Annotated in this window: 18 protein-coding genes; 7 read left to right on the top strand and 11 right to left on the bottom strand. The window is 66.2% G+C overall.

What is annotated here, in order from left to right; translation table 11 throughout:
* Positions 1–15: 15 nt before the first annotated feature.
* From CA260_RS16220 to pilG, 7 genes are all read right to left on the bottom strand, one after another.
* Complete coding sequence (locus CA260_RS16220) at positions 16–492, bottom strand: chemotaxis protein CheW (protein WP_111984061.1); 477 nt, start codon at positions 490–492, stop codon at positions 16–18.
* Positions 489–2153: a chemotaxis protein CheB gene (locus tag CA260_RS16225; RefSeq protein WP_111984062.1), complete on the bottom strand. Its 1665-nt coding sequence runs from the start codon at positions 2151–2153 to the stop codon at positions 489–491. Before CA260_RS16225 ends, CA260_RS16220 begins: the two co-directional genes overlap by 4 nt.
* Entirely contained in the window at positions 2146–8262 is a 6117-nt protein-coding gene (locus CA260_RS16230) for an Hpt domain-containing protein (RefSeq protein ID WP_111984063.1), read from the bottom strand. Before CA260_RS16230 ends, CA260_RS16225 begins: the two co-directional genes overlap by 8 nt.
* 74 nt (positions 8263–8336) lie before the next feature.
* Complete coding sequence (locus tag CA260_RS16235; RefSeq protein ID WP_111984064.1) at positions 8337–10367, bottom strand: methyl-accepting chemotaxis protein; 2031 nt, start codon at positions 10365–10367, stop codon at positions 8337–8339.
* 116 nt (positions 10368–10483) lie between these two features.
* Entirely contained in the window at positions 10484–11023 is a 540-nt protein-coding gene (locus CA260_RS16240; protein WP_111984065.1) for a chemotaxis protein CheW, read from the bottom strand.
* A gap of 7 nt (positions 11024–11030) precedes the next feature.
* Positions 11031–11402: a response regulator gene (locus CA260_RS16245; protein WP_111984066.1), complete on the bottom strand. Its 372-nt coding sequence runs from the start codon at positions 11400–11402 to the stop codon at positions 11031–11033.
* A gap of 30 nt (positions 11403–11432) precedes the next feature.
* Entirely contained in the window at positions 11433–11789 is a 357-nt protein-coding gene (pilG, locus tag CA260_RS16250) for a twitching motility response regulator PilG (protein ID WP_051595671.1), read from the bottom strand.
* A 412-nt stretch (positions 11790–12201) separates the two neighbouring features.
* Between pilG and gshB the strand changes: the two genes are divergently transcribed.
* The 6 genes from gshB to CA260_RS16280 all read left to right on the top strand — a co-directional run bounded on the left by gshB (position 12202) and on the right by CA260_RS16280 (position 18382).
* On the top strand, positions 12202–13179 hold the full coding sequence (gshB, locus tag CA260_RS16255; protein WP_111984067.1) for a glutathione synthase: 978 nt from the start codon (positions 12202–12204) through the stop codon (positions 13177–13179).
* The gene (locus CA260_RS16260; protein WP_238149789.1) at positions 13176–14039 is read left to right on the top strand and encodes an energy transducer TonB; all 864 of its coding nucleotides are present in this window, start codon (positions 13176–13178) and stop codon (positions 14037–14039) included. Before gshB ends, CA260_RS16260 begins: the two co-directional genes overlap by 4 nt.
* 109 nt (positions 14040–14148) lie before the next feature.
* Positions 14149–14724 carry a YqgE/AlgH family protein gene (locus tag CA260_RS16265; protein WP_111984069.1) on the top strand — a complete coding sequence of 192 codons (576 nt, stop codon included), beginning with the start codon at positions 14149–14151 and terminating at the stop codon, positions 14722–14724.
* A 253-nt stretch (positions 14725–14977) separates the two neighbouring features.
* Entirely contained in the window at positions 14978–15424 is a 447-nt protein-coding gene (ruvX, locus tag CA260_RS16270) for a Holliday junction resolvase RuvX (RefSeq protein WP_111984070.1), read from the top strand.
* Positions 15425–15448: 24 nt separating this feature from the next.
* The gene (locus CA260_RS16275; protein ID WP_111984071.1) at positions 15449–16375 is read left to right on the top strand and encodes an aspartate carbamoyltransferase catalytic subunit; all 927 of its coding nucleotides are present in this window, start codon (positions 15449–15451) and stop codon (positions 16373–16375) included.
* A gap of 243 nt (positions 16376–16618) precedes the next feature.
* Positions 16619–18382: a hypothetical protein gene (locus CA260_RS16280; RefSeq protein WP_111984072.1), complete on the top strand. Its 1764-nt coding sequence runs from the start codon at positions 16619–16621 to the stop codon at positions 18380–18382.
* A 77-nt stretch (positions 18383–18459) separates the two neighbouring features.
* On the opposite strand, the gene CA260_RS16285 is transcribed toward CA260_RS16280, so the two are convergent.
* Both CA260_RS16285 and CA260_RS16290 read right to left on the bottom strand, forming a co-directional pair.
* Entirely contained in the window at positions 18460–19203 is a 744-nt protein-coding gene (locus CA260_RS16285; protein WP_111984073.1) for an MHYT domain-containing protein, read from the bottom strand.
* Between the two features lie 60 nt (positions 19204–19263).
* On the bottom strand, positions 19264–20343 hold the full coding sequence (locus CA260_RS16290; protein ID WP_146745364.1) for a 4-vinyl reductase: 1080 nt from the start codon (positions 20341–20343) through the stop codon (positions 19264–19266).
* Between the two features lie 89 nt (positions 20344–20432).
* Between CA260_RS16290 and CA260_RS16295 the strand changes: the two genes are divergently transcribed.
* Complete coding sequence (locus CA260_RS16295; RefSeq protein ID WP_111984075.1) at positions 20433–20873, top strand: BON domain-containing protein; 441 nt, start codon at positions 20433–20435, stop codon at positions 20871–20873.
* Between the two features lie 83 nt (positions 20874–20956).
* On the opposite strand, the gene CA260_RS16300 is transcribed toward CA260_RS16295, so the two are convergent.
* Both CA260_RS16300 and CA260_RS16305 read right to left on the bottom strand, forming a co-directional pair.
* Positions 20957–22123: a PilT/PilU family type 4a pilus ATPase gene (locus CA260_RS16300; RefSeq protein ID WP_111984076.1), complete on the bottom strand. Its 1167-nt coding sequence runs from the start codon at positions 22121–22123 to the stop codon at positions 20957–20959.
* 46 nt (positions 22124–22169) lie between these two features.
* Positions 22170–23207 carry a type IV pilus twitching motility protein PilT gene (locus tag CA260_RS16305; RefSeq protein ID WP_111984077.1) on the bottom strand — a complete coding sequence of 346 codons (1038 nt, stop codon included), beginning with the start codon at positions 23205–23207 and terminating at the stop codon, positions 22170–22172.
* Between the last annotated feature and the right edge of the window lie 182 nt (positions 23208–23389).

A 23389-nucleotide genomic window follows, 5' to 3' on the forward strand; every position in this document is an offset into this window, starting at 1 on the left:
GGCGCGGCGGCTTGCTCAGCTGGCGAGATCGAGCAGCTCGATCAGTTCGGCCTCGATGCCTTCCAGGTCCGGGATGACCGCGATGTCGTCGCGCACCAGTACCTGTGCCTTCACGCCGGGAGGCAGTGGCGCGCCGTCGTGGGTGGGGATGATCAGTTCCGCGTTGAGCGTGGTCAGCCGCGGGAAGCCCTGCGTGACCACGGCCACGAACGGCAGGTCGGCATGACCGCCCAGCGCCTTCAGCACGGCCACGCGCACGGCCTGTTCGCTGTCGCCTTCGCCAGCGCCGGCCAGTGTGCTGAACGACAGCAGCGGTACGCGCCAGCCACGCCACGCAATGCGGCCCAGCAGCCACGCCGGCGCGCCTTCCACCGGTTCGGGCGCGGGCAGGGTGATCACTTCGGCCACGGTCGCATTGGGCAGCAGCAGGCGCAGGTTGCCCACCGGCACCAGCACGCAGCGGATTTCACGCGGTAGCGGTAGCTCGCTCATCGCCGGCCCTCCATCGACATCTCCTCGACCAGGCGCGCCGCCAGCTCGGCGGGCGTACCGGAATAACTGTTGAGGCGCTCGGCTTCGATGCCATGCACCATATCCGTGAAAGGCGAGTCGGGGGACGCTTCCACCCAGACCTGTCCACCACGGTCGTAGATGGCCTGCGAGCCACCCAGCGCGTCATTGGCCTGCCCGGCGAAGACGATCGCCAGGGCGTTGCGGCCGAACACGTTGGCCGCCATGGTGAAGCTGGCATCGATCGGCGAACTGCCGCGCCCATCCTGGCCGTCGAGCGGCTGCAATTCGATGCGGCCGTCGCGCTGCACGCGCGCCTGGTGTCCGCCTGGCACCACCAGCACCTCGCCCATCCGCGCACGCGCGCCGTGGGCGGCAACGTTCACCGGCAGGCCGCACTGGCCGGTCATGCGGTCGGCCACCGTTTCGGCAGATGTACCGCCCATGTGCTGGACATGCAGCACCGTGGCGCGCAGGTCCATCGGCAATCGCGACAGGAAGGAGCACACCGCGTCGGTACTGTCGGCGGCGGCGCCGATCACCAGGATCCGGCTGATCGCACCGTCCACGTCCGACAGCACCATCTCGTGCCCGCCCTCGTAGGCCTTCGGCGCGATGGCCTCTTCGATCGACACCAGTTCCAGGGTCATGCCGGGCTTGAGGAACGACTCGTCCTCGCTGCCGCCCTCGGGTGCCAGGTATTCCGCGGCACTGAGTTTTTCGATGCCGAAGTCGGCGGATTTGATCGGGGCGTCAACGACGGCGACCGGTGCGTCCTCTTCGTCGACCAGCGACCAGCTCGACGCCGCGCCGAGCATGGACGGCGAACCCTTGGTGCTGCCCTCGCCCGCGGTGCCTGGCATGAACGAATCGTCCAACGGCGACAGCGAAAGATGATCGAGCTGGAACGAAGGCATCACGCGCGGCGCGGATTCCTGCGTTTCGAATTCGACCGGCGCGGGGCCCCGGGTGGCCAGCGCGTCGACGCCGAAGTGGCCGTCGTGCAGAGGCGGCAGCTCGTCTTCGGCAACGAACTTGAGCGAACCGAAGTCGTCTTCGGCAGCCTGCGGCTCATCGGCAGCCAGCAGTGCTTCGAGCTCGGCGGCGAGCGTTTCCGACGCGGCGGTCGCTTCGCCGCTTTCGATCGCGACGGGCTCGATCCGGGAGTCGCTGACGTCCGGCAACGGCGGCGGCTCGAACGCGGCCTCCGGTGCGGCGTCTTCAAACGCCAGCGTTTCGGCAGTAGCGGTTTCGCTCACCGCCGCTTCGGGCACCACCGGCGCATCGTGCGGACGCGGCGGATCGAGATCGCCTTGCGCCATGACCTTCACCGCGAGATGGCGGGCCCAGCGGGCGCGATCCCAACCGTCGAGCTTGCGGCTGGCCTGCGCATCGTTGAACACGACACGCGGGTAGTCGCCATCGATCACGTCATAGAGGCGGTCGAGATCGTCCTCGGCCTCTTCGTCCAGGTTCACCACCAGCACCTGCGCGCCGGTGCTGTCCAGCAGGTTCTGACTCAGCGTGGACAGCGCACCTTCGTGCACGATCCGCGCCCCGCGCTCGCGAAGCGCCTCGCGCAGCTGGCCGCCCAGTTCCACATCGTCGAAGAGAAGCGCAACAGCGATCGACGACTCAGCCATTGAGCGACTCCATGGTGCGCTGCTCCAGCACCTCGCCGATCTGCGCCAGCAGTTCGGCTTCCTGGTACGGCTTGCCGAGGTAGCGATCGACGCCGATGTCAAAGGCGCGCTGGCGATGCTTATCGCCGGTACGCGAGGTGATCATGATGATCGGCACGTCACGCAGACGCGGGTCGGCCTTCATGTGCGTCGCCAGCTCGTAGCCGTCCATGCGCGGCATCTCGATGTCGAGCAGCATCAGGTCGGGCACGCGGTCGTGCAGCTTCTCGAGCGCGTCGACACCATCCTTCGCGGTGGTGACCTCGTACTCGTGGCGTTCCAGCACGCGGCCGGTGACCTTGCGCATGGTGATCGAGTCATCGACCACCATCACCAGCGGACGCACGCGCGGCTCTTCCACCACCGGCGTAGCGACCGCGCTGAGACCCTCTTCCAGGCGCTGCAGGCGGCGCGCGGTGCCGTGGCGGACCAGCGGTGCAAGATCAAGAATGATCAGCACCGAGCCATCGCCCATGATGGTCGCGCCGAGGATGCCCGGCACCGAGCTCACCTGCGGGCCGACCGACTTCACCACGATTTCGCGCGAGCCGATCACGGCGTCGATGCGGATCGCGGCGCGCAGGTCGCCCGAACGCGTCAGCAGCAGCGGCACCTGTTCTTCGTCGGTGGCATGGCTGGCCGCGATGCCGAGCAGGTCGGACAGATCGTGGATACTGTAGTCCTCGCCGGCGTACGGGAACATCGGCTCGGCAGCCGCCACGCGTTCAGCCAGCTCCGACGGCGAGATGCGGGCCACGCCCTGCACCGAGGTCATCGGGATGGCAAAGGTGGCTTCGCCGATGCGGACCAGGATGGCCTGCGTCACCGCGAGGGTGAACGGCAGGCGCAGCACGAAGGTGGTGCCTTCGCCGGCCTTCGATTCGATCGACAGCGCGCCGCCGAGCTGCTTGATCTCGTTCGCGACCACGTCCATGCCCACGCCGCGGCCGGCGAGCTGGGTCACGGTGCTGGCGGTGGAGAAGCCAGGCTGGGTGATGAGCGCGAGTATCTGGTCGTCGCTGATGCGCGCGTCGGCACGGATCAGGCCACGCTCGATGCCGCGCTTGTGGATCGCCTCGCGGTCCAGGCCGCGACCGTCATCGCTGACGCGTACCACCACCTCGGTGGCTTCACGGGCGACGCGAATGCGTACGGCACCTTCTTCCGGCTTGCCCGCCTTGCGGCGTTCGGCCGGCGACTCGAAGCCATGCGCCACCGAGTTGCGCAGCATGTGCTCGAACGGCGCCTTGATGCGGTCGAGCAGGTTGCGATCCATTTCGCCGTGGGCGCCTTCGACGTACAGCTGGGCGCTCTTGCCTTCTTCCTGGGCTGCCTGGCGCAGCGTGCGGCGAAGGTTCGGCACCATCGTGTCGAACGGCAGCATGCGCGTGCGCAGCAGGCCTTCCTGCAGCTCCGAGCTCACGCGCGACTGCTGGATCAGCAGCGTTTCCGCCTGTCGGGTGAGTTCGTCGAGCATGCCCTGGATGGACACCAAGTCGGAGACCGACTCGGCCAGCGCGCGCGAGTACTGCTGCAGCTGCGAGAAGCGGTCGAGCTCGAGCGGATCGAACACCGCCATGCCCGCTTCGCGATGCTCGCGCTGGAAGCGCGCGATGATCTGCGCTTCGGTTTCGATTTCCAGCATGCGCAGCTGGCTGCGCAGACGCTGCACGGTCTGGTCGAGTTCGACCAGGTTGAAGCGGTAGCCGGCGACCTGCTGTTCGAGGCGCGAGCGGTAAATCGCCACCTCGCCGGCATGGTTCACCAGCGTGTCGAGCAGTTCGGCGCGGACACGGATCTGTTCCTGCGACGTGCCGGTGGCTTCTTCGCGCTCCTCGGGCAGCAGTTCGGGCAGCCTGGCGCGTTCGGGGAACGGCACCACGGTCGCGGACGGCGGCGCAGCGTGGGTCTCGGCCGAGCCTTCGCCCATGCCGAGGAAGCGGTCGATCATCGCCTGCGGATAGGCGATCGACTTGCCCTGCGACACGCGCTGGACCAGGCCATGCAACAGATCGAAGCCCGCTTCCAGCGCGGCGATCAGTTCGCCGAACTGCGCCGACTCGGGGTTCAGCGGCTTTTCGAGCGCGGTTTCGATGGCGTGCGTGAGATCGCCCACCGGCACCATGCCGGCAATGCGCGCGCCACCCTTGAGGGTATGCAGGTCGCGCTGCAGTTCGGCGAGGTGCGCCGACTCGGTCGGCTCCACGCGCCACTGCGCCAGTACGCTGTCGGAGTGATCGAGGATCTCGCGCGCTTCTTCGATGAAGATTTCGAGCAGGTCGGGGTCGATCTGGCTGGGCGAAACCATGCCCTCGCCGTCTTCAGCCTCGGCTTCGCGCACCGGCGCGGCAGCTTCCGCGGGCGTCGCGACGATCGGCTCTTCGATCACCGGTTCGATCGTCGGCTCGACGACCGGCTCGATGGCGAACTCGGCGACCGGTGCCGGCGCGTCGATGCTTTCCTGCGCTACTTCGATACCGGCGTCGACCGGTGCCAAGGTTTCAGCAGCATCGGATGCTTCGGCCGTCGCTTCGACGGATTCCGACGGCGCATTGAACGTGACGTGGGAGGCCGTTTCCGTCGTAAGGTCGGCCGACGGCTCGTCGACCAGATCGAACGCCATGGCTTCGTCGAGATCGATTTCCTCGGCGACGAGGCCATCTTCCGTAGGCCCGGCGACTTCGCCGGCAGGCGCGCTCTCGAGAGATTCCGCCTCGCCGAGCAGTTCGGCGTAGACATCGGCGAACTCGTCCTCGTCCGAACCGTCGGTGGGCAAGGACAGCCCGATCGTCGAATCGGGCGCGGAGGCCACCGGTTCGGCCGACGGCAGGTGCGCGTCGAGATTGAATTCGCCCAGCGCGGCGAGCAGTTCGTCCGCGTAGTTGTCTTTCGCCGGCTCCGCAGGTACGACGAGGCTGGCGTCCCACTCGGTGCCGTGGCCGGGGGCATGGGAAAGCGCGGCATCGAGCGACGCGCCCAGTGCTTCTTCATGCGTGCCCTCGCCTGCGGCAGCGCCGTCCAGTTCGTCCGCATGCGGCTCGAACAGCACGTGGGCGACCTGCGGCTCCGGCTGGCTGTCGCGCAGCTCGGTCAGGCGCTGGATCAGGCCATCCAGATCGGGCAGCTGCGGCGACGGCGCATCGAACTGGTTCATCACGTGGTCGACGGCGTCGGCGCTCTGGCTGAGCAGAGAGACGCCCTCGGCCGACAACGGGAGTCCGGCTGCGCGCAGGCGCTTGAGCAGGCTCTCCAGCGGGGACAGCAGCTGGGTGAGCAGCGGGATGTCCACCATCGCGATGGCGCCATGCAGCGTATGCACGGCACGCAGCAGGCCATCGTCGACGCGCAGTTCGCCGTCGACGCGGTTGATGTTGGTGCGGATGGTGGCGAGGTACTGCGCCACTTCGCTGCGCAGGATCTCCAGCAGCACCGGATCGATCGGCGGCATCACCGGCGCGTCGATCACGTCGTAGGCCGTGGCGACCACCGGCTCGTCGACTGCCTCGATACCCGCCAGGCTGTCCGACGGAATGTCGGCGACCGAGGCACGTACACGCGGCACGCGGCGGCGTACCACTCGTCGCACCGTCTCCGTGGCGACCGCCGCGGGTGCGGCGATGCGTGCATCTTCCTGGCCGGCGGCGATGCGCTCGGCCGTATCCATGATCGAGGCGACCGGCGCGGTCACCACGCCCTCGCCCGTCAGCGCGGCGCGCAACTGCGGCAGGGCGTCGATGGCGGCGACCACCACGGCCTGCACGCCTTCGTGCGGCGCGATCGACTGATCGAGCACGCGGTTGAGCATGTTCTCCACCTTCCAGGCGAACTCACCCAGCAAGGCAGCACCGACCAGGCGGCCCGAACCCTTCAACGTATGGAACGAACGACGGATCGAGGTGAGTTCGTCCAGTCGCGTCGGATCGACCAGCCACGCCTGGCGGGCCGCATGCAGGTTGTCGATCTCTTCCTGCATTTCCTCCAGGAAGATGTCGCGGATGTCGTCGTCGATGCCCGCCGTGCTGGTATGGAAACTGGCGTCCACCGCAGCCACGCCCGCGACGGGCACTTCTTCGAGGATTTCCTCCTCGATGTCGATCCAGTCGTCTTCGCCGGTACCCACGACTTCCTGCGGGCTGATGTGCTCGCTGTCGGCGAGGCGCAGGCCGGTGATTTCGTGCGGTACCGGCTCGGGCGTTTCGCTGTGGCCCACGACCAGGCCGGACAGATCATCGCCATGGGCCAGGCTGACGCTCTCGGTCAATTCCGGCTGGTTCGCCAGAGCGGCGGCCAGCGCGGCATCGGCCGCCTTGGCGATGTGTTCCGGCGCTTCGTCCAGTTCATCGTGTTCGACCACGCGAGCTGCCGGCGGCGGCCAGTAGCCGAGCGTGCTCAGGCTGTGCTCGGCGACGTCGAGGATGTGTTCCAGGCCGCCGCGATGTTCGCGCGCGGCTTCGAGGTAGTACTCCAACGCGGCGAGCGCGTCGGCGAGGTGATCCATCTGCGCGCTGCTGGGCACGCGGCGATCGGCAAGCAGCTCGTTGCCGACGAAGCGGCCGATGCCTTCGGCGAGTTCGGCTGGGCGCGGCGCGGACAGCATGCGCATGGCGCCGGCGACCTCGTCCATCAGCGGACCGACCTCGGCCAGCTGCTGCGGCTGCCAGCCCGATTCGACGTAGGCGACGATGGCGTCCTTCACCTTGCCCGTGTTGGCGGTGGCCTCGTGCATCAGCGTGGCGAGGATGTGGCGCGCCTCGCTGCGCGGCAGCATCGCGGTGGCGCCGTCGGGAACGTGCTCGTCTTCCGCGCCCAGGCTTTCGATGTGGTCGTCGAGCGACGCTTCCACGTACAGCAGCGCACCGGCCACGTCGAGCAACAGCTCTTCGTCGGGTGCGCGCACGCGGTTGGCGATTTCATCCAGCACGCGGCGCTGTTCGTTGACCACGCGGCGCGGCACGCCCAGGGCGAGCATGCCCAGCGTATCGCCCACGCGTTCGAGCACTTCGGTCTGGCTGGAGAGCTGGGCGGGATCGGCGTCGGACTGGCGCAGGAACAGGTCCAGCGATTCCTTCACGCGTAGCAGGTCTTCCTTCAGCGCCTTGGCCACCGAATCGAGCAACGCGCGGTTGTGACCCGACATCGAGCCACGCGCGTGTTCCACTTCGCTCGCTTCCGGCAGCAGCGCGTCGAGCGCATAGGTCTGCCGCAGCTGATCCATGCGCGGGCTGCCCTGGCGGACCTGGCCCACCACATACAGCAGCTTGCGCGCGAGCTCGTCGGCATCGCCGCCACGCAGGCTGGCTTCGCCGTGTTCGACCAACTGGCGGATGCTGCGATCCACCTTGCCGATCAGCTGGCGTACTTCAGCCGCCTGGGCCTTGAGCGAGCCATGCTGCATGCCTTCGAGCACGCCGGCCGCGATCCACCACAGGCGGCGACCCGGCACGCTCTGGCAGCGGGCGGTAATGGCGTCCAGCGTCTGTATCATGCCGCCCAGCTGCTGGTCGTTGCCCTGGCCACGGAACCAGCCGAGCAGCTGCTGCTGGAAGCGCAGGCGCAGGCTGGTGATCTCGTTGCGCTGGCGCTCGACCGAAATGGTCTGCGGCGCTTGCGGCGCCTGCGGCGGCAGCGCGAGTTCGAGGTTAGGGGTGAACAGCGCGGATTCGTGCAACGCCTGCTGGCCACGACTGGAGCGCAGGTCGTTGAGCAGCGGCAGCAGCACCACCGGCACGTCGCGATGACCGCCCGAAAGGCGCTCGAGATAGTCCGGCAGCTGCATCAGGCCGCGCATCAGCGCGGCGTAGGCTTCCTCGCGATCGGCCACGTGGTCTTCGAGCAGCGAGATGGCGAGCGTTTCCATCTCTTCGGTGACCATCGCCGCGCCGTACAGCTCGACCATGCGCAGGGTGCCCTGCACCTGGTGCAGGCTGTCCGCACAGGAGCGCATCGCATCGCGGTTGCCCGGATTGTCGACGTAGGACTCCAACGCCTCGCGGGCGAGCGCGAGCGTCTCGTCGAGCTCGGGCTTGACCCACTGAAGGGTGGTGAAATCGATATTGTCTTGAAGTCTCATGCGCCCCTCTCACCGGCCACGTAACGGTTTGTCACGCAACCGTCGAGGTTGCCCCCTGTGAAAAACGTTTTGTGTCAGCCCGGCAGCTTGAAGTGGGCCACCGAACGCCGCAGGTCGCTCGCCAGCTGGGCCAGGTAACCGATCGAATCGGCCGTCTGGCTCGCGCCCTGCGAAGTCTGCGAGGTAATTTCCTGAATCGCGTTCATCGACACCGAAATATCGGTCGCCGCGGTGGACTGCTGGCGCGCCTGGGTGGAGATGTTCTGAATCAGCGCGGACAGATCGTGCGAGACGCGTTCGATGTCGCCCAGCGCGCTACCCGCGTCCTCGGCGAGTCGGGCACCGGCCACCACTTCCGCGGTGGTCTGTTCCATCGAATTCACCGCTTCGTTGGTATCGGACTGAATCGTCTGCACGAGCGTTTCGATTCGCTTCGTGGCGCTGGCGGAGCGTTCCGCGAGGCGCTGCACTTCGTCCGCCACGACCGCGAAGCCTCGACCTGCTTCACCCGCCGACGCCGCCTGGATGGCTGCGTTCAAGGCGAGGATGTTGGTCTGTTCGGCAATGTCGTTGATCAGTTCCACGATCGAGCCGATTTCCTGGGAGGACTCACCCAGTCGCTTGATTCGCTTCGACGTTTCCTGGATCTGGTCGCGGATGGAGTCCATGCCCGAGATCGTCTCGCGCACCACTTCGGCGCCGCGGGAGGCGATTTTCACCGAGCGCTCGGCCACGTCGGCCGATTCGGCGGAGTCCTTGGAGACGGTATCCATCAGGCTCGCGATCTGGTTGATCGCGGTGGTCGCGGTGCTGATCCGCTGTGCCTGATGCTGTGCGGATTCGGCCAGGTGACGCGCGGTGGTCTGCGTTTCCTGCGCCGAGGACGACACCTGTTCCGAGGTTTCGTTGATCGTCGTCACCAGGGTGCGCAACTCGTCGATGGCGTAGTTCACCGAGTCGGCGATGGCGCCCGTGATGTCCTCGGTCACCGTGGTCTTGACGGTCAGGTCACCTTCGGCGAGCGAACCCATTTCGTCCAGCAGGCGCATGATGGCCTCCTGGTTACGCTGGTTAAGTTCGGTGGACTCCTGGAAGCGGCGGCGCTGGTCGGCCACGAGCTGGACCACGAGGACGATCAGGAAGGCCGCGGCACCGATCGCGCCGAGTACGCCCCACCACAGGTTGGGGAACAGGCGGCGGGTCGGCAGCTTGGCGATCTGGTCGGCGAGTTCGTTGGCGCGCAGCAGCACGTTCTGCGAGTCGAGCGAAGCCTGGTTGCCGGCGCGCTTCACATCGCTGAGGTTGCCTGCCGCGCCGACCAGCTTGCCGACCGGGTCCTGCAGGTTGTCCCACTGGGTCTGCATGTCGGTGAGGATCTTGCGCGCGTTGGCGTCGCCCATGGCGCGCACGCCCACTTCGGCGTTGCCTTCGAGCAGACCCTTGAGCACCGAACCGTAGAGCTGGCCGTCGCGGGCGAGACCGTCGGCGGCGGGCTGCGAGGCGTCGCCACCCTGCAGCACTTCCTGCACTCGGCGGATCATGCGGTCGGCCAGCAGCATCTGGCGGGCGGAGGTGTAGGTCTGTTCCGCGCTGCCGCCGCGCTGCTGCAGGATGTTCACCACCTGCTCCATGCTGGAGTTCAGCAGCGGCAGGTCGCGCGACAGGGTCCCGGCACGCTGGGCCGAGTCCACCACCAGCGCCTTGTTGGACAGGATCTTGCCGATGTCGGCGTCGAGCTGGCCCCAGGCATTGCCCAGTGCTGCGACGGCGCGGCCGGCCGGCGTGGCGTTGTTGTCGGCATAGGGCTTCATGCCGCCCTTGTCGTCGCCCTTGACAAGGCGCTGCACGGCCGAGTCGATGGCGTTGCGGTTGGTTTCCAATTCCTTGAAGGAATCGACGTTACCGTCCGCGGCCTCGAGCGCATATTTGGCCGTCTGCTGCGACAACACCTGGATCTGGGTGGTCAGACCCACGGCCTGGGTGTCCTCGCGGCCCCTCAACGTGAGCATGACGAAATCCACACCCGTGAAACCGAACGCGATGATCAGGGCAATGATGAGGCCGGTATAGCCTCGTTCCTTGCCCACGCCCCCTGTAGTGCTCATTTCGTTCACCTCGCCCGTCTACGCCCCGCCGCCCTTGCCGGCAAAGGTGTGGGTACATCGCCCTGAATCCGGCCTCGAACGGCACCGGTCCTACTTATGTTCCAACGTTCTACCCGTCAGGCCGCGGCCTGACGGAAATCCGGTGCACGCACCAACTTGCCCATGCTGAACACCGCCAGCTGGGGTTCACCCACGCGCTCGTCGACGAAACGCGACAGGCGCGGATCTTCTTCCTGCTGCGCATTGCGGCGCTGCTCGGCATCCACCGTGCGCTGGCCGAACACCTCGTCCACCACCAGCGCCACGTTGCCGCCGCCCTGGCGGACGATCAGCAGGCGGGTGCGCTCGGTGTGCTGTGTGCGCTCGCCGAACAGGAAGCGAGCCAGATCGATCACCGGCACCAGGTTGCCGCGGACGTTGGCCACGCCCATCAGCCAGGCCTGCGTGCCCGGAACCTGCGTCATGGCCGGAACCGCCAGCAGTTCGCTGATCTCGTCGATGCCGCTGACGAAGAGGCGACTGCCCGCGCGGAAGCCGATGCCGCGCCAGAGACCCGGCGCTTCCAGCGTCTCCGGCGTGCCCGAGGCATGCGCCAGCGAAAGCTGTTCATACCGGGCCAGGATTTCGAAGGGCGTAAGCGCGGCGGTCTGGGTCATCGTGGCCTCAGGCAGCGCTAGGCAGCAGATCGTTGATGCAGGCCAGCAGGTCCTTTTCATTGACCGGCTTGGTGATGAAGGCGCGCGCACCCTGGCGCAGGCCCCAAACGCGGTCCGTTTCCATGGACTTGGTGGTGATCATGACGATCGGAATGCCCGACGTCGCGGGATCGCGCGTGAGCGTACGCGTGGCCTGGAAGCCGTTCATGCCGGGCATGATGACGTCCATGATGACCAGGTTGGGCTTGTCCGAGCGCACGCGCTCGATGCCTTCTTCGGCATTGCCCACGGAATCGACCTTGTAGCCGGCACGCTCCAGCAGCGTAGTGAACACGCGGACGTCGGTCGGCGAATCGTCGATGATGAGAATATTTGCCACAGGTCCCCCTAGACCCTGTTGCCGACGGCTTTACACCGTGGCGACGTGTCGATGAATGGCACCAAGCAGCTCATCGCGGGTGAACGGCTTGGTCAGATATTGTTCGGCGCCCACGATGCGTCCGCGTGCCTTGTCGAACAGACCGTCCTTCGAGCTGAGCATGATGACGGGCGTGGCGCGGAACTGCGGATTGTTCTTGATGAGCGCGCAGGTCTGATAGCCGTCGAGTCGCGGCATCATGATGTCGACGAAGATGATCGCGGGCTTCTGGTCGGAGATCTTGGCAAGCGCCTCGAAGCCGTCGACGGCCGTGAGCACGTCGCAGCCTTCTTTCTTGAGCAAGGTCTCCGCGGTTCGACGAATGGTTTTCGAGTCGTCGATCACCATGACCTTGAGGCCGGCCAGGCCATTTCCGTTTATGTTCAAGTTCACAACACCCCCCTGCGACCCGCCCCAGGCTCAGGAAAATCGTGGCATCGCCGGCGACGCGCCGGCAATCTCGTATGGACACAGAAATACAGCAAAGTTCCCTACGACGTACGACATCACTCAGCCGGCAGGCACTCGTGCGTAGCTGTTTACCGCCTGCCTGACGTGACGTCAAGCTGAAATCTTGCGTGAAGCGTCCTACGTCATTGTATCGGCCAACGCATCGGGAACATGACTTGACAGGCCGCAGGTCTCGGACGGGTGAGCGCCCCTCTGCGGATACGCCCCAGAGACCACGTAAACTGCCCCGCTCTTCCCCGACCGGCGCCGGCGGGGGATCGTGAATGCGCTCTACTACCGGAGAATGACGATGACCCTCAAGGTCGCCGTGCTGATGGACCCGATCAGTGCCATCAAGATCGCCAAGGACACGACGTTTGCCATGCTGCTGGAGGCCCAGCGGCGCGGCCACCAGTTGTACTACATGGAACAGGGCGACCTGGCTGCCCGCAGCGGCGAGCCCTGGGCCCGGTTGACTCCGCTTTCGGTCCGCGACGACCCGTCCGGCTGGTTCATGCTGGAGGAGCCACGCTGGCGCGACCTGCGCGAGATGGACGTGGTGCTGATGCGCAAGGACCCGCCGGTCGACGCCCAGTTCATCTACGACACCATGGTGGCCGAGCTGGCCGAGCGCGACGGGGTGACCGTGGTCAACCGCCCCCAGGCCCTGCGCGACTGCAACGAGAAGCTGTTCGCCATGCACTTCCCCCAGTGCATGGCGCCCACCCTGGTGTCGCGCGACCCCGCCGAGCTGCGGGCGTTCGTGGCGACCCATGGCGAAGTGGTGCTCAAACCGCTGGACGGCATGGGCGGGCGCGGGATCTTCCGCGTGGTGGCCGGCGACAGCAACCTCAATTCCATGCTGGAGACGCTGATCGCCGCCGGCCCCAAGGGCGAACACCGCCAGTTCACCATGGCACAGAAGTACATCCCGCAGATCACCGAGGGCGACAAGCGCATCCTGGTGATCGATGGCGAACCGGTGCCGTATGCGCTGGCGCGCATTCCGCAGGGCAGCGATTTCCGCGGCAACCTCGCCGCCGGCGGCCGTGGCGTGGGCGTGCCGCTGTCGGATCGCGACCGCTGGATCGTGTCGCAGGTGGCGCCGGAGCTTCGCCGTCGCGGCCTGCTGTTCGTGGGCCTGGACGTGATCGGCGACTACCTCACCGAGATCAACGTCACATCGCCGACCTGTGCGCGCGAACTGGATGCCCAGTTCGGGCTTAATATCACCGGCCAATTGTTCGACGTCATCGAAAGCCTGAGAACCGGAAACCGCGCCGCGTGAGCCAACCTGCTGTCCGCACCGGCGCCGACATGTTCGGCGCCACGATGCTTTTCTCGCTGTTGCTGCATGGCGTGCTGATCCTCGGCATCAGCTTCAGCTATGTGAAGTCCAAGCCCAGCCTGCCCACGCTGGACGTGACCCTGGTCGATGTCGCCAATCGCGAGGCGCCGGACAAGGCCGACTTCCTGGCCCAGGCCAACAACAGCGGCGGCGGCGAGAACGACAAGGCCTCGCGCCCCTCCCAGCCATTCTCCGGCCCGCTGCCCACGCCGACGCCCGGCGTGGCGCCGCAGCCGGTCGAGGCCGCGACGCCGAAGCCGCAGGAAGCGACGCCCGACAAGCTGCTCACCACCACCGGGAACAGCCACTACAGCGTCAACACCGATACGGCCAAGCTGGAACAGAACGCGCAGGACCTGCCGAGCGCGGCCGAGGCGAAACGCAAGCAGGAAATGGCGCAGCTGGCGGCCGAGCGGCGCAACAGCATCGACAACTACGCCAAGCGACCGAAGAAGAAATTCATCTCGTCCAACACCAAGGAATACGCCTACGCCGCCTACATGCGCGGCTGGGTCGACCGAATGGAGCGCATCGGCAACCTCAATTATCCGAACGAAGCACGACGCCGCGGGCTGCATGGCGACGTGCTGCTCACGGTGACGCTCAACCGCGATGGCACGGTCAAGGGCATCGAGGTCGTGCAAAGCTCGGGCCAGCCCTTGCTGGACGCCGCCGCGCAGCGCATCGTGCGGCTCGCCGCGCCGTTCCCTGCCCTGCCGCCCGACAAGGAGCGGATCGACGAGCTGAACATCACGCGCACCTGGCAGTTCATGCCGAACGACGTGCTGAAGAGTCGATGACGAAGGAACCGTAAAGCGAAGGAATGCGCGGAGTCTTTGCTCCACCGTCCTCCGGTCCTCACTTCGCGCTAACGGGCGCTTGCCCCGCCCGAGGGCTTACAATGAGCCCATGACTGAACCCAGTTCCCAGCCCCAGTCCCTCGCCGGTCATTTCCTGATCGCCATGCCCAGCCTGGCCGAGCCGCCCTTCTCGCGCGGCGTGGCCTTCATCTGCCAGCACGACGAAGACGGCGCGGTAGGACTGCTGGTGAACCAGCTTTCCGAATATCGCCTGGGCGACGTGCTGGCGCAGATGAAGCTCGACTGCAACGACCTGGAAGTCGCCGACGCACCGGTGCTGATCGGCGGCCCCGTGCAGCAGGAGCGTGGCTTCGTGCTGCATCGCGAACCCGGCCATTGGGAATCGAGCTACCGCATCAACACCGACTGGTCGGTGACCACGTCGCGCGACATCCTGGTCGCCATGGCCAAGGGGGAAGGTCCGCGCCTGGCGGTGATGGCGCTGGGCTATGCCGGCTGGAGCGCTGGCCAGCTCGAACAGGAGCTCAAGGACAATACCTGGCTGACCGTCGAGGCGAGCGAGCGCGTGGTGTTCCATACGCCGCTGGAGGAACGCTGGAGCGCTGCCGCCGGGCTCGTCGGCGTGGACCCGCTGCAGTTGCCCGGTTACGCGGGCCACGCGTGAGAGCCTGTTTCATGGGTTTGCATAGCCCGCGTTGGTCCCCAGCGCCCGCCAGGGAGTGGGGCGCAGCGCAGCGCCTGACTGGCTGTCAGGTCAAGCGGCGCACCGCTTCCTGGCGGGCGCTGGGAACCAACCCTCCGGGCCGGGGCTGTTTGCCCACCAGCCTGCGTCATCACTCGGTCGTGTATCGACATACACTCCCTCACTCTTCCTTGGCTGGCGGGCAAACAGCCCTCGGCGCGGGCCATGCAAACCCATGAAACAGGCTCTTAGCTGTGTGTTCGGTTTCGACTATGGCAGTCGCCTGATCGGCATCGCGGTCGGCAATCGCTTCACCGGCAGCGCACGCGGCCTCGGCACGGTGCCAGTGCGCGACGGCGAGCCCGACTGGAACCGCCTCGACGCGCTCCGGCAGGAATGGCTGCCCGATACGCTGGTGGTCGGACTGCCGCTGACCCTCGACGGCGAGGAGCAGCCCGCCAGCCGCGGCGCCCGCCGCTTCGCCGAGAAGCTGGGCCAGCGCTATGGCCTGCCAATCGAACTCACCGACGAACGCCACAGCTCGCGCGAAGCCGCGCAGCGCTTCGCCAGCGCACGCGCGGCGGGGCTCAAGAAGCGCCGTGACGCCGCCACCATCGATGCCGAGGCCGCTGCCGTGATCCTCGAACGGTGGTTGGCCGGTGCCGTGACTACCGGACACTGACACCTTCCACGACAATCGCCCGCCATGAGCCAACGCCTGCGCCACCTCACCACGCTCGAACACCTGCCCCGCGAGACCATCGAGCGCCTGCTCGACCGCGCGGAAACCATGCGCGACGGTTGCGCCCACGGCACCCGCAAGCTGGACCTGCTGAGTGGCCGCACCATCCTCAACCTGTTCTTCGAACCGTCCACGCGCACACGCACGTCGTTCGAACTGGCCGCGCGCCGCCTCGGTGCGGACGTCATCAACTTCGACATAGGCTTCTCTTCCACCAGCAAGGGCGAGGCGCTGTTCGACACGCTGCACACGCTGGAAGCCATGCACCTGGACGCCATCGTGGTGCGCCACAAGGTGTCGGGCACGCCCGAGGAACTGGTGCGCCATGCCATGAGCGGCGTGTCGGTGATCAATGCCGGCGATGGCAATCGTGCACATCCCACGCAGGGGCTGCTCGACATGCTCACCATCCGCCAGCATCGGCCGGACTTCAGCCGGCTGACCGTGGTCATCTGCGGCGACGTGAAGCATTCGCGTGTGGCGCGCTCGGACGTCCACGCGCTGACCGCACTCGGCGCCAAGGAAATCCGCCTGTGCTCGCCGCAGGCGCTGATGCCCTCGGCGGACGAATTCCCGCAGTGCGTGATCACCGACGATTTCGACGCGGCGATCGAAGGGGCCGATGCGGTGATCATGCTGCGCCTCCAGAAGGAGCGCATGGCCGTTACCGACCTGCCGGATGAGGCTGCTTATTTCACCCGCTACGGCCTGGACAACCGACGCCTCGAACGCGCCTCCAAGGGTGCGCTGGTCATGCACCCCGGCCCCATCAACCGCGGCATCGAGATCGCCTCGGAAGTAGCGGACGGCCCGCAATCGCGCATCCTGGAGCAGGTGGGCAACGGCGTCTTCGTACGCATGGCCGTGCTGGCCGAAGTACTGGGGCGCTGAGTTCACGGGTCGGCGTTGGCGGCGAGTTGCCGAACCGACCGCAAGCAGCACAGGGAGACGGCCGCACGACAAGGCCGTGCCGTCCCCACCGAGGGCTGGCGACAGCAGCAGTTTCGACGGCCTGCCGCCCGGCCCGGTCCCGCGCCTCGTTTCGCCGGGGACCATACCGTTCCAGGCCCCGCGGTATGTCACGAAAGCAGGCATAATGCGCGGCGCAACACCATCTCATTCAAGGGAATAGACATGCGATCGACGACGCGCATTGCTGCGCTGGGCTTCGCCGGCGTGCTGCTGGCTGCGTGCCATCACAAGGACAAGGACGCCCCCCTCGCCTTCGTGCCGGCCGACACGCCGTACGTGGTGGCGAATCTGGATGTGCTGGACGACGACACCCGCAAGGCGCTGCTCGCCCAGGCCGATGCCCAGTTGCCGGCCGAGATGGCTCAGTTGCGGTCCACCGCCGACGACCTGGCCGAGAAGGATCCGGATGCGTCGCGCCTGCTCAAGGCCATCATCGCCGAGCTGGACGGCAAGACCATCGAGGCTTTCGCGCAGAACGCAGGCCTCAACATGAAAGGCCGCTCGGCCTTCTACGGCCTCGGCCTGTCGCCGGTGGTGCGTTTCGAGCTGATCGACGCCAAGGCATTCGAAGCCTTCGTGGGCCGTCTCGAAGCCGCCTACGGCAAGCCGTTCGAGACGGCCACGCTCGGTGGCGTCAACTATCGCCGTCATGTCTCCGCCGAAGCCGGCATGCAGGTGGTGATGGCCGTGGTCGGCAAGCAGGCGGTCGCCGCGCTGCTTCCTTCCGACGCGCCCGAAACCACGCTGCGCCTCGCCTTCGGCCTGGATCGTCCCGCCAAGAACCTGCAGGACGACGGCCGCCTGGAGAAGCTGGCCAAGGCCAAGGATTACCAGCCGTGGGCCATCGGCCAGGTCGACCTGGTGCGCCTGCTGCCGCTCGCGGCCAGCGGCAAGGACCCGATGTTCAACGCGCTGATCAAGGCGCGCGCCGAAGCCGAGTCGGCCAAGACCGGCGAGCCGGTGGCCAACCAGCTGAAGGTGTCGCCCGCGTGCGAGGCCGATGCCGCGCGCATCGCCGCGCGCGTACCGTCGTTGAGCTTCGGTTACACCAAGCTCGACGAGAAGCACCAGGACATCCGCTGGGACGTTGCGCTGGCCGACGACATCACCAAGGCCTTCAGTGGCCTGAAGGTCGAACTGCCGGGCCTTGGCGCAGCGGGCACCGCACCGTTCGACATCAGCCTCGCCGTGCCGATGGTGCAGATGCGCGCGTTCTGGAGCGCACAGGCCGACGCCGTCGCCGCCAAGCCATTCGCCTGCCCGTCGCTGGCCGAACTCAACGAGAGCTTCGCCAAGATCGGCCTGATGTCGCAGCAGGCGGCCGTGCCGCCGGTCGGCGACCTGCTCGGCGCCCGCGTGGCGCTGGACAGTTTCGAGCCGGGCAGCAACGACAGCATGCCGAAGTTCAGCGGCCGCATCCTGATAGGCACCTCCAACCCGGCTGGCCTGCTCGCGATGGCGCAGATGGCGATGTCGGGCCTGCAGCAGCTCAAGCTCACCGCCGACGGCAAGCCGGTGGCGCTGCCGCCGGAAGTCATTGCGCCGCTGGGCACGCCGGTGTGGGCAGCCATGGGTCCGAAAGCGTTGGCACTGGCCGTCGGCCCGGGCGAGGACAGCAAGCTCGGCGAGCTGCTCAGCGCGCCCAGCGGAGACGCAGGCCGACTCGGTCGCCTGCACCTCAGCGGCGAGATGTACCAGGCATGGGTGAAGGCCATGGCGCAGAAGGCCGAGCACATCGCGGAGCTCACCGCACAGGCCGATTCCGACGATCCGGAAGCCCAGGCCACGGCCAAGGCAACGGCGGAGCGCTCGAAGCAGCAGTTCGAATCGATGCAGGCGCAGGCTGCCCGCATCAAGACGCTGAGCGGCGACGCGCACATGGAGAGCGGCGGCCTGGTGGTCACCAGCCAGACCGAACTGAAATAAGCCGCGGCCTTGCCGCAGGCCATGAAGCAAACGGGGCGCCTTGGCGCCCCGTTTGGTTTTTGTGCGAAGGAACGACGTCAGATCGTCAGCGCTGCGCGACGCTGCTGCCGCACGATGTTGAGACCCAAGGCGAGCGCGAGCAGCACGACCACCACGCCGAACACCACCATGCCGAGATAGTCGCCGCTCAGGCCCTGCGCAAAACCCGCCGGCAACGTATCGCCCATGGCCATGTCCACCGCCGACATGCCGGTGTAGTGCATGCCGCACACGGCCACGCCCATCACCAGCGCGCTGCCCAGCATCTGCAACCTGCCGCGCAGGTTGAAGGCCAGCCACAACGCAGCCATCGACGCCACGATGGCGATGACTACCGATAGAACCACGAAACCGCCGTCATAAGAGATCTGCGCGGACGTGAGCATCGCCGCCATGCCCAGATAATGCATGCCCGCGACACCCAGGCCCATCAGCACGCCGGCGAACAGCAGGTTGAGCCAACCTACCGCGCCCACGCTCACGACGGCCAGCCCGATCGAACAGGCCACGATGGCCAGCAAGGCGGAGATCGCCGTGAGCACCACGTCGTAGGTCACCTGCACGCCCATGTTGCACGCGATCATCGCGATGAAGTGCATGGCCCAGATGGCGCCCCCGCCCATGGCCGTGCCGGCGGCCAGCACCGCGACCCAGCGCTGACCCGGGTTTTCGGCCCGCGATATGCCCAGCGCGAACTGCAGCGCGGTGAACGACCCGAGCACGGATACGACGTACGACAGCACGACCAATACGGCGTTGTAATGCTGATGCATCTCTTGCATGACATCTCCCTCGGTCAATGGCGCCCTTCGCTGCGACAGCGTCGCGACGAAGGACGCTCGTCAATGGGATACCTCGAACACGCAGACCGGCGCGCCCAGGCTGTGGCAACTCGTTTCGCGCACGACGATGCCCTGCGCGTCGGCGGATTCGGCAAGCAGGCCTTCAATGAACCCGGTGAAGAAGCGCCCTCCGGAAGGCGAACCCGGCTGGCACAGCGGGCAACCGCGGATATGCAGCTGATGCTCCTGCTGCTCCACCGTCACCAGTACGCGAAGCGCCGGCAAGGCGATGCGCCTGATGGCATCCGCCAGCACAAGCCTCGCCCCCAGGGAAAAATCGCGCTTGAAAACCCACGCGCCCGTGCGCTTGCCGGCCAGGTAGAGCGAGGCATCGCGCGCTTCGGCCGATACGGCATATTCCAGGTTGATCAACCACGGAAAGATGCGCGGATAGTCCTTCGCCAATCCCGGCAGCATGCGTTCGACCCGCGCCACGTCCGCGCCACTGGGCAATGACGACCATGGGTCGGCGGGCTCGGCGGTCTTCGCCAGCGGCGCGACGGATTCGGCCATGTCGCCCGATGGCTGCGAGGCACGTACCGATTCGAAATGGATCACGCGGGGGTGCGCGCCCAGCGCCTGTTCCAACGCCTCTTGCCGATCGGTCGGCCCGCGCAACACCAGGGTAAGACAGGCGCCTTGCGCCTCCTGTACCAGGCGTTGGCGCACGAGCACATGATGATGCTCGTTGACCACGCGCCCCAGTTCCAACAGAAGCCCGTCCCGGCGCTCCGATACGACGCGCACTTCCAGTTCGGCCATGATTCCCCCCGAAATCAAAGCAGCCCAAACGCTGTGCCAGCGAAACGAATGTGCCGTATAGCCGTCTATTCCACAAGCGGCACCCGCGCGGAATTTTGCATCGCGCGAAAGTCCTCGCGAGTCATGCCGGACAAGGTTGCCGCTGACGCACGCGGGCCTGCTGACGTGAAGCTGGCGCGAGCCCGACGTCATCGTGATGTGCATCACATTTAGCACGATCTTATCGAGCCAAACACTTTCAGGACATCGTGATGACACCGCGTTCGCAACCGTAATGCCGTGCTGAACCGGCACCCGTCGCAGCCATGCGGGATTCACGCGCAGGCTGGTGGTATGGGTTTCGCGGATACCGCCTCAGCGGCACCGCCTGCCATTTGGACAGTGCTTCCTCACACAGGAGATTTCCCATGCGTACCAACAACCTGTTCCGCAAGACGCTGATCGCCGCCGGTCTCGCCGCAGCCTTCGCGACTGTGCCGTTTGCACAGGTTGCCGCCCAGGATGCCGCCGCACGGCAGTCGCAGGACGCTGCTCAACGACAGCAGGACGCGGCCACCATGCGACAGACCCAGGATGCGGCCACCATGCAGGACAAGTCGAGTAACGAGACCGTACCCGGCAAGACCAACGATGCCTGGATCACCACCAAGATCAAGTCCGAACTGGCAACGACCAAGGGTATCAAGAGCACCGACATCTCCGTCCAGACGAAGGACGGCACGGTAACGCTGACGGGCACCACTGCCAGCGCGGGCGAAAAGGCCAAGGTCGAACATGTCGCCAAGCAGGTGAAGGGCGTGAAGACCGTAGACGCCAGTGGCCTGATGGTCAGCGATGCCGCCCATTGATCGCTCGCACCTGCATAGGGCGGTGCTGAAAACGAAGAAGGAGCCCCTTGGGCTCCTTCTTTTCGTCTGCGGCCCGACCAGCCTCAGCGGTGCAGCAGGCCACCACCGAAGTTCTGCGAGTCGCGCGTCTCTTCCAGTTCGACGCCATCCAGGCCCTGTGACAGCGTGTGGGCATCGCCGCCCTGGGCGAGCTTGATGCGCAGGCGCACCTCGTTGGAACTGTCCGCGTGACGCAGCGCGTCCTCGTAGGAGATCTCGCCGGCGTGATAGAGCTCGACCAGGCTCTGGTCGAAGGTCTTCATGCCGAGGTTGGTGGACTCCTTCATCACTTCCTTGAGCTTGTGGATCTCGCCCTGGCGGATGTAGTCCTGCACCAGCGGCGTACCCAGCAGCACTTCCACCGCCACGCGACGCGCCTTGCCATCGGGGGTGGGGATCAGCTGCTGCGCCACGATGCCCTTGAGGTTCAGCGACAGATCCATGAACAGCTGCGAGCGGCGGTCTTCCGGGAAGAAGTGCAGGATGCGGTCCATCGCCTGGTTGGCGTTGTTCGCATGCAGCGTGCACAGGCACAGGTGACCGGTTTCGGAAAAGTTGATGGCGTGTTCCATCGTCTCGCGCGTACGCACTTCGCCGATCATGATTACGTCGGGCGCCTGGCGCAGCGTGTTCTTCAGCGCGTTGTCCCAGCTGTCAGTGTCGATGCCCAACTCGCGCTGCGTGATGATGCAGCCCTCGTGCTTGTGCACGTATTCGATCGGGTCTTCGATGGTGATGATGTGGCCGGTCGAATTGGCGTTGCGGTAGCCGATCATCGACGCCAGCGAGGTCGACTTACCGGTACCCGTACCACCCACGAAGATGATGATGCCGCGCTTGGTCATCGCCAGCTGCTTGATCACCGGCGGCAGGCTGAGTTCTTCGATGGTCGGGATCTTCGACTCGATGCGGCGCAGCACCATGCCCACGCAGTTGCGCTGGTAGAAGCACGACACGCGGAAGCGGCCCACGCCCTGCGCCGAGATGGCGAACTGGCACTCGTGGGTCTTTTCGAATTCCTCGCGCTGCGAGGGCGTCATCACGTTGAGCACCATGTCGCGCGACTGCTGCGCGGACAGCGGGCTCTGCGTGATCGGCACGACGCGGCCCTGCACCTTCATCGACGGTGGCACGCCGGCCGTGATGAAAAGGTCCGATGCCTTCTTGTGCACCATCAGCTTCAGGAACGAGGTGAAGTCGAAATCACTCATGGCACGGACCTCCGGGTTCTAACGCCAACAGCCTACTGCCCACTGCTTACTTGAATATGTCCTTGTTGCGCGCATAGCCCATCGCCTGCTGGCGAGTGACCAGGCCGCGCTTCACGAGGTCCTGCAGGTTCTGGTCCAGCGTCTGCATGCCGTACTGCTGGCCGGTCTGGATCGACGAATACATCTGCGCCACCTTGTCCTCGCGGATCAGGTTACGGATGGCGGGAATGCCGACCATGATCTCGTGGGCCGCGATGCGTCCGCCGCCGACCTTCTTCAGCAGCGACTGCGAGATCACCGCGCGCAGCGATTCGGAAAGCATCGAGCGCACCATCGGCTTTTCGCCGGCCGGGAACACGTCGATGATGCGGTCGATGGTCTTGGCCGCCGAGCTGGTATGCAGCGTGCCGAACACCAGGTGGCCGGTTTCCGCGGCGGTCAGCGCCAGGCGGATGGTTTCCAGGTCGCGCAACTCGCCCACCAGCACGTAGTCCGGGTCTTCGCGGAGCGCCGAACGCAGCGCCTCGTTGAAGCCGTGCGTGTCGCGATGGACTTCGCGCTGGTTGATCAGGCACTTCTGGGAGGTGTGCACGAATTCGATCGGATCCTCGATGGTGAGGATGTGGCCGTATTCGTTCTTGTTGATGTGGTCGACCATCGCCGCCAGCGTGGTGGACTTGCCCGAACCGGTCGGCCCGGTGACCAGGATGAGTCCCTGCGGCTGCTCGATCAGTTCGCGGAACACCGCCGGTGCCGCCAGGTCTTCCAGCGTGAGCACTTCGGACGGAATGGTACGGAATACCGCACCCGCGCCGCGGTTCTGGTTGAACGCGTTGACGCGGAAGCGCGCCAGGCCGGGAATCTCGAAGGAGAAGTCGACCTCGAGGAATTCTTCGTAGTCGCGTCGCTGCTTGTCCGACATGATGTCGTAGATCAGCGAGTGCACCTGCTTGTGTTCCAGCGCAGGGATGTTGATGCGGCGCACGTCGCCGTCCACGCGGATCATCGGCGGCAGGCCGGCGGACAGGTGCAAGTCCGAGGCCTTGTTCTTCACCGAGAAGGCAAGCAGTTCGGCGATATCCATCTGGTGTTCCCCTCAACCCGATCGTCTGGATGGCATGTTGCAGCGGTCGAGCGGGCGGAGGTTACCCTGTGGCAAGGCGACACCGCGCAAACGCGCCGGCGCCGTGCGAATGGTCCTGTCCCGATTCCCCATGCAAGCGGGCCGATACTACTCGTGCCAAGGCCCGGGCCACCAGTCTTTCC

Origin of the sequence: Dyella jiangningensis (assembly GCF_003264855.1) — a bacterium.
Lineage (GTDB): Bacteria > Pseudomonadota > Gammaproteobacteria > Xanthomonadales > Rhodanobacteraceae > Dyella > Dyella jiangningensis_C.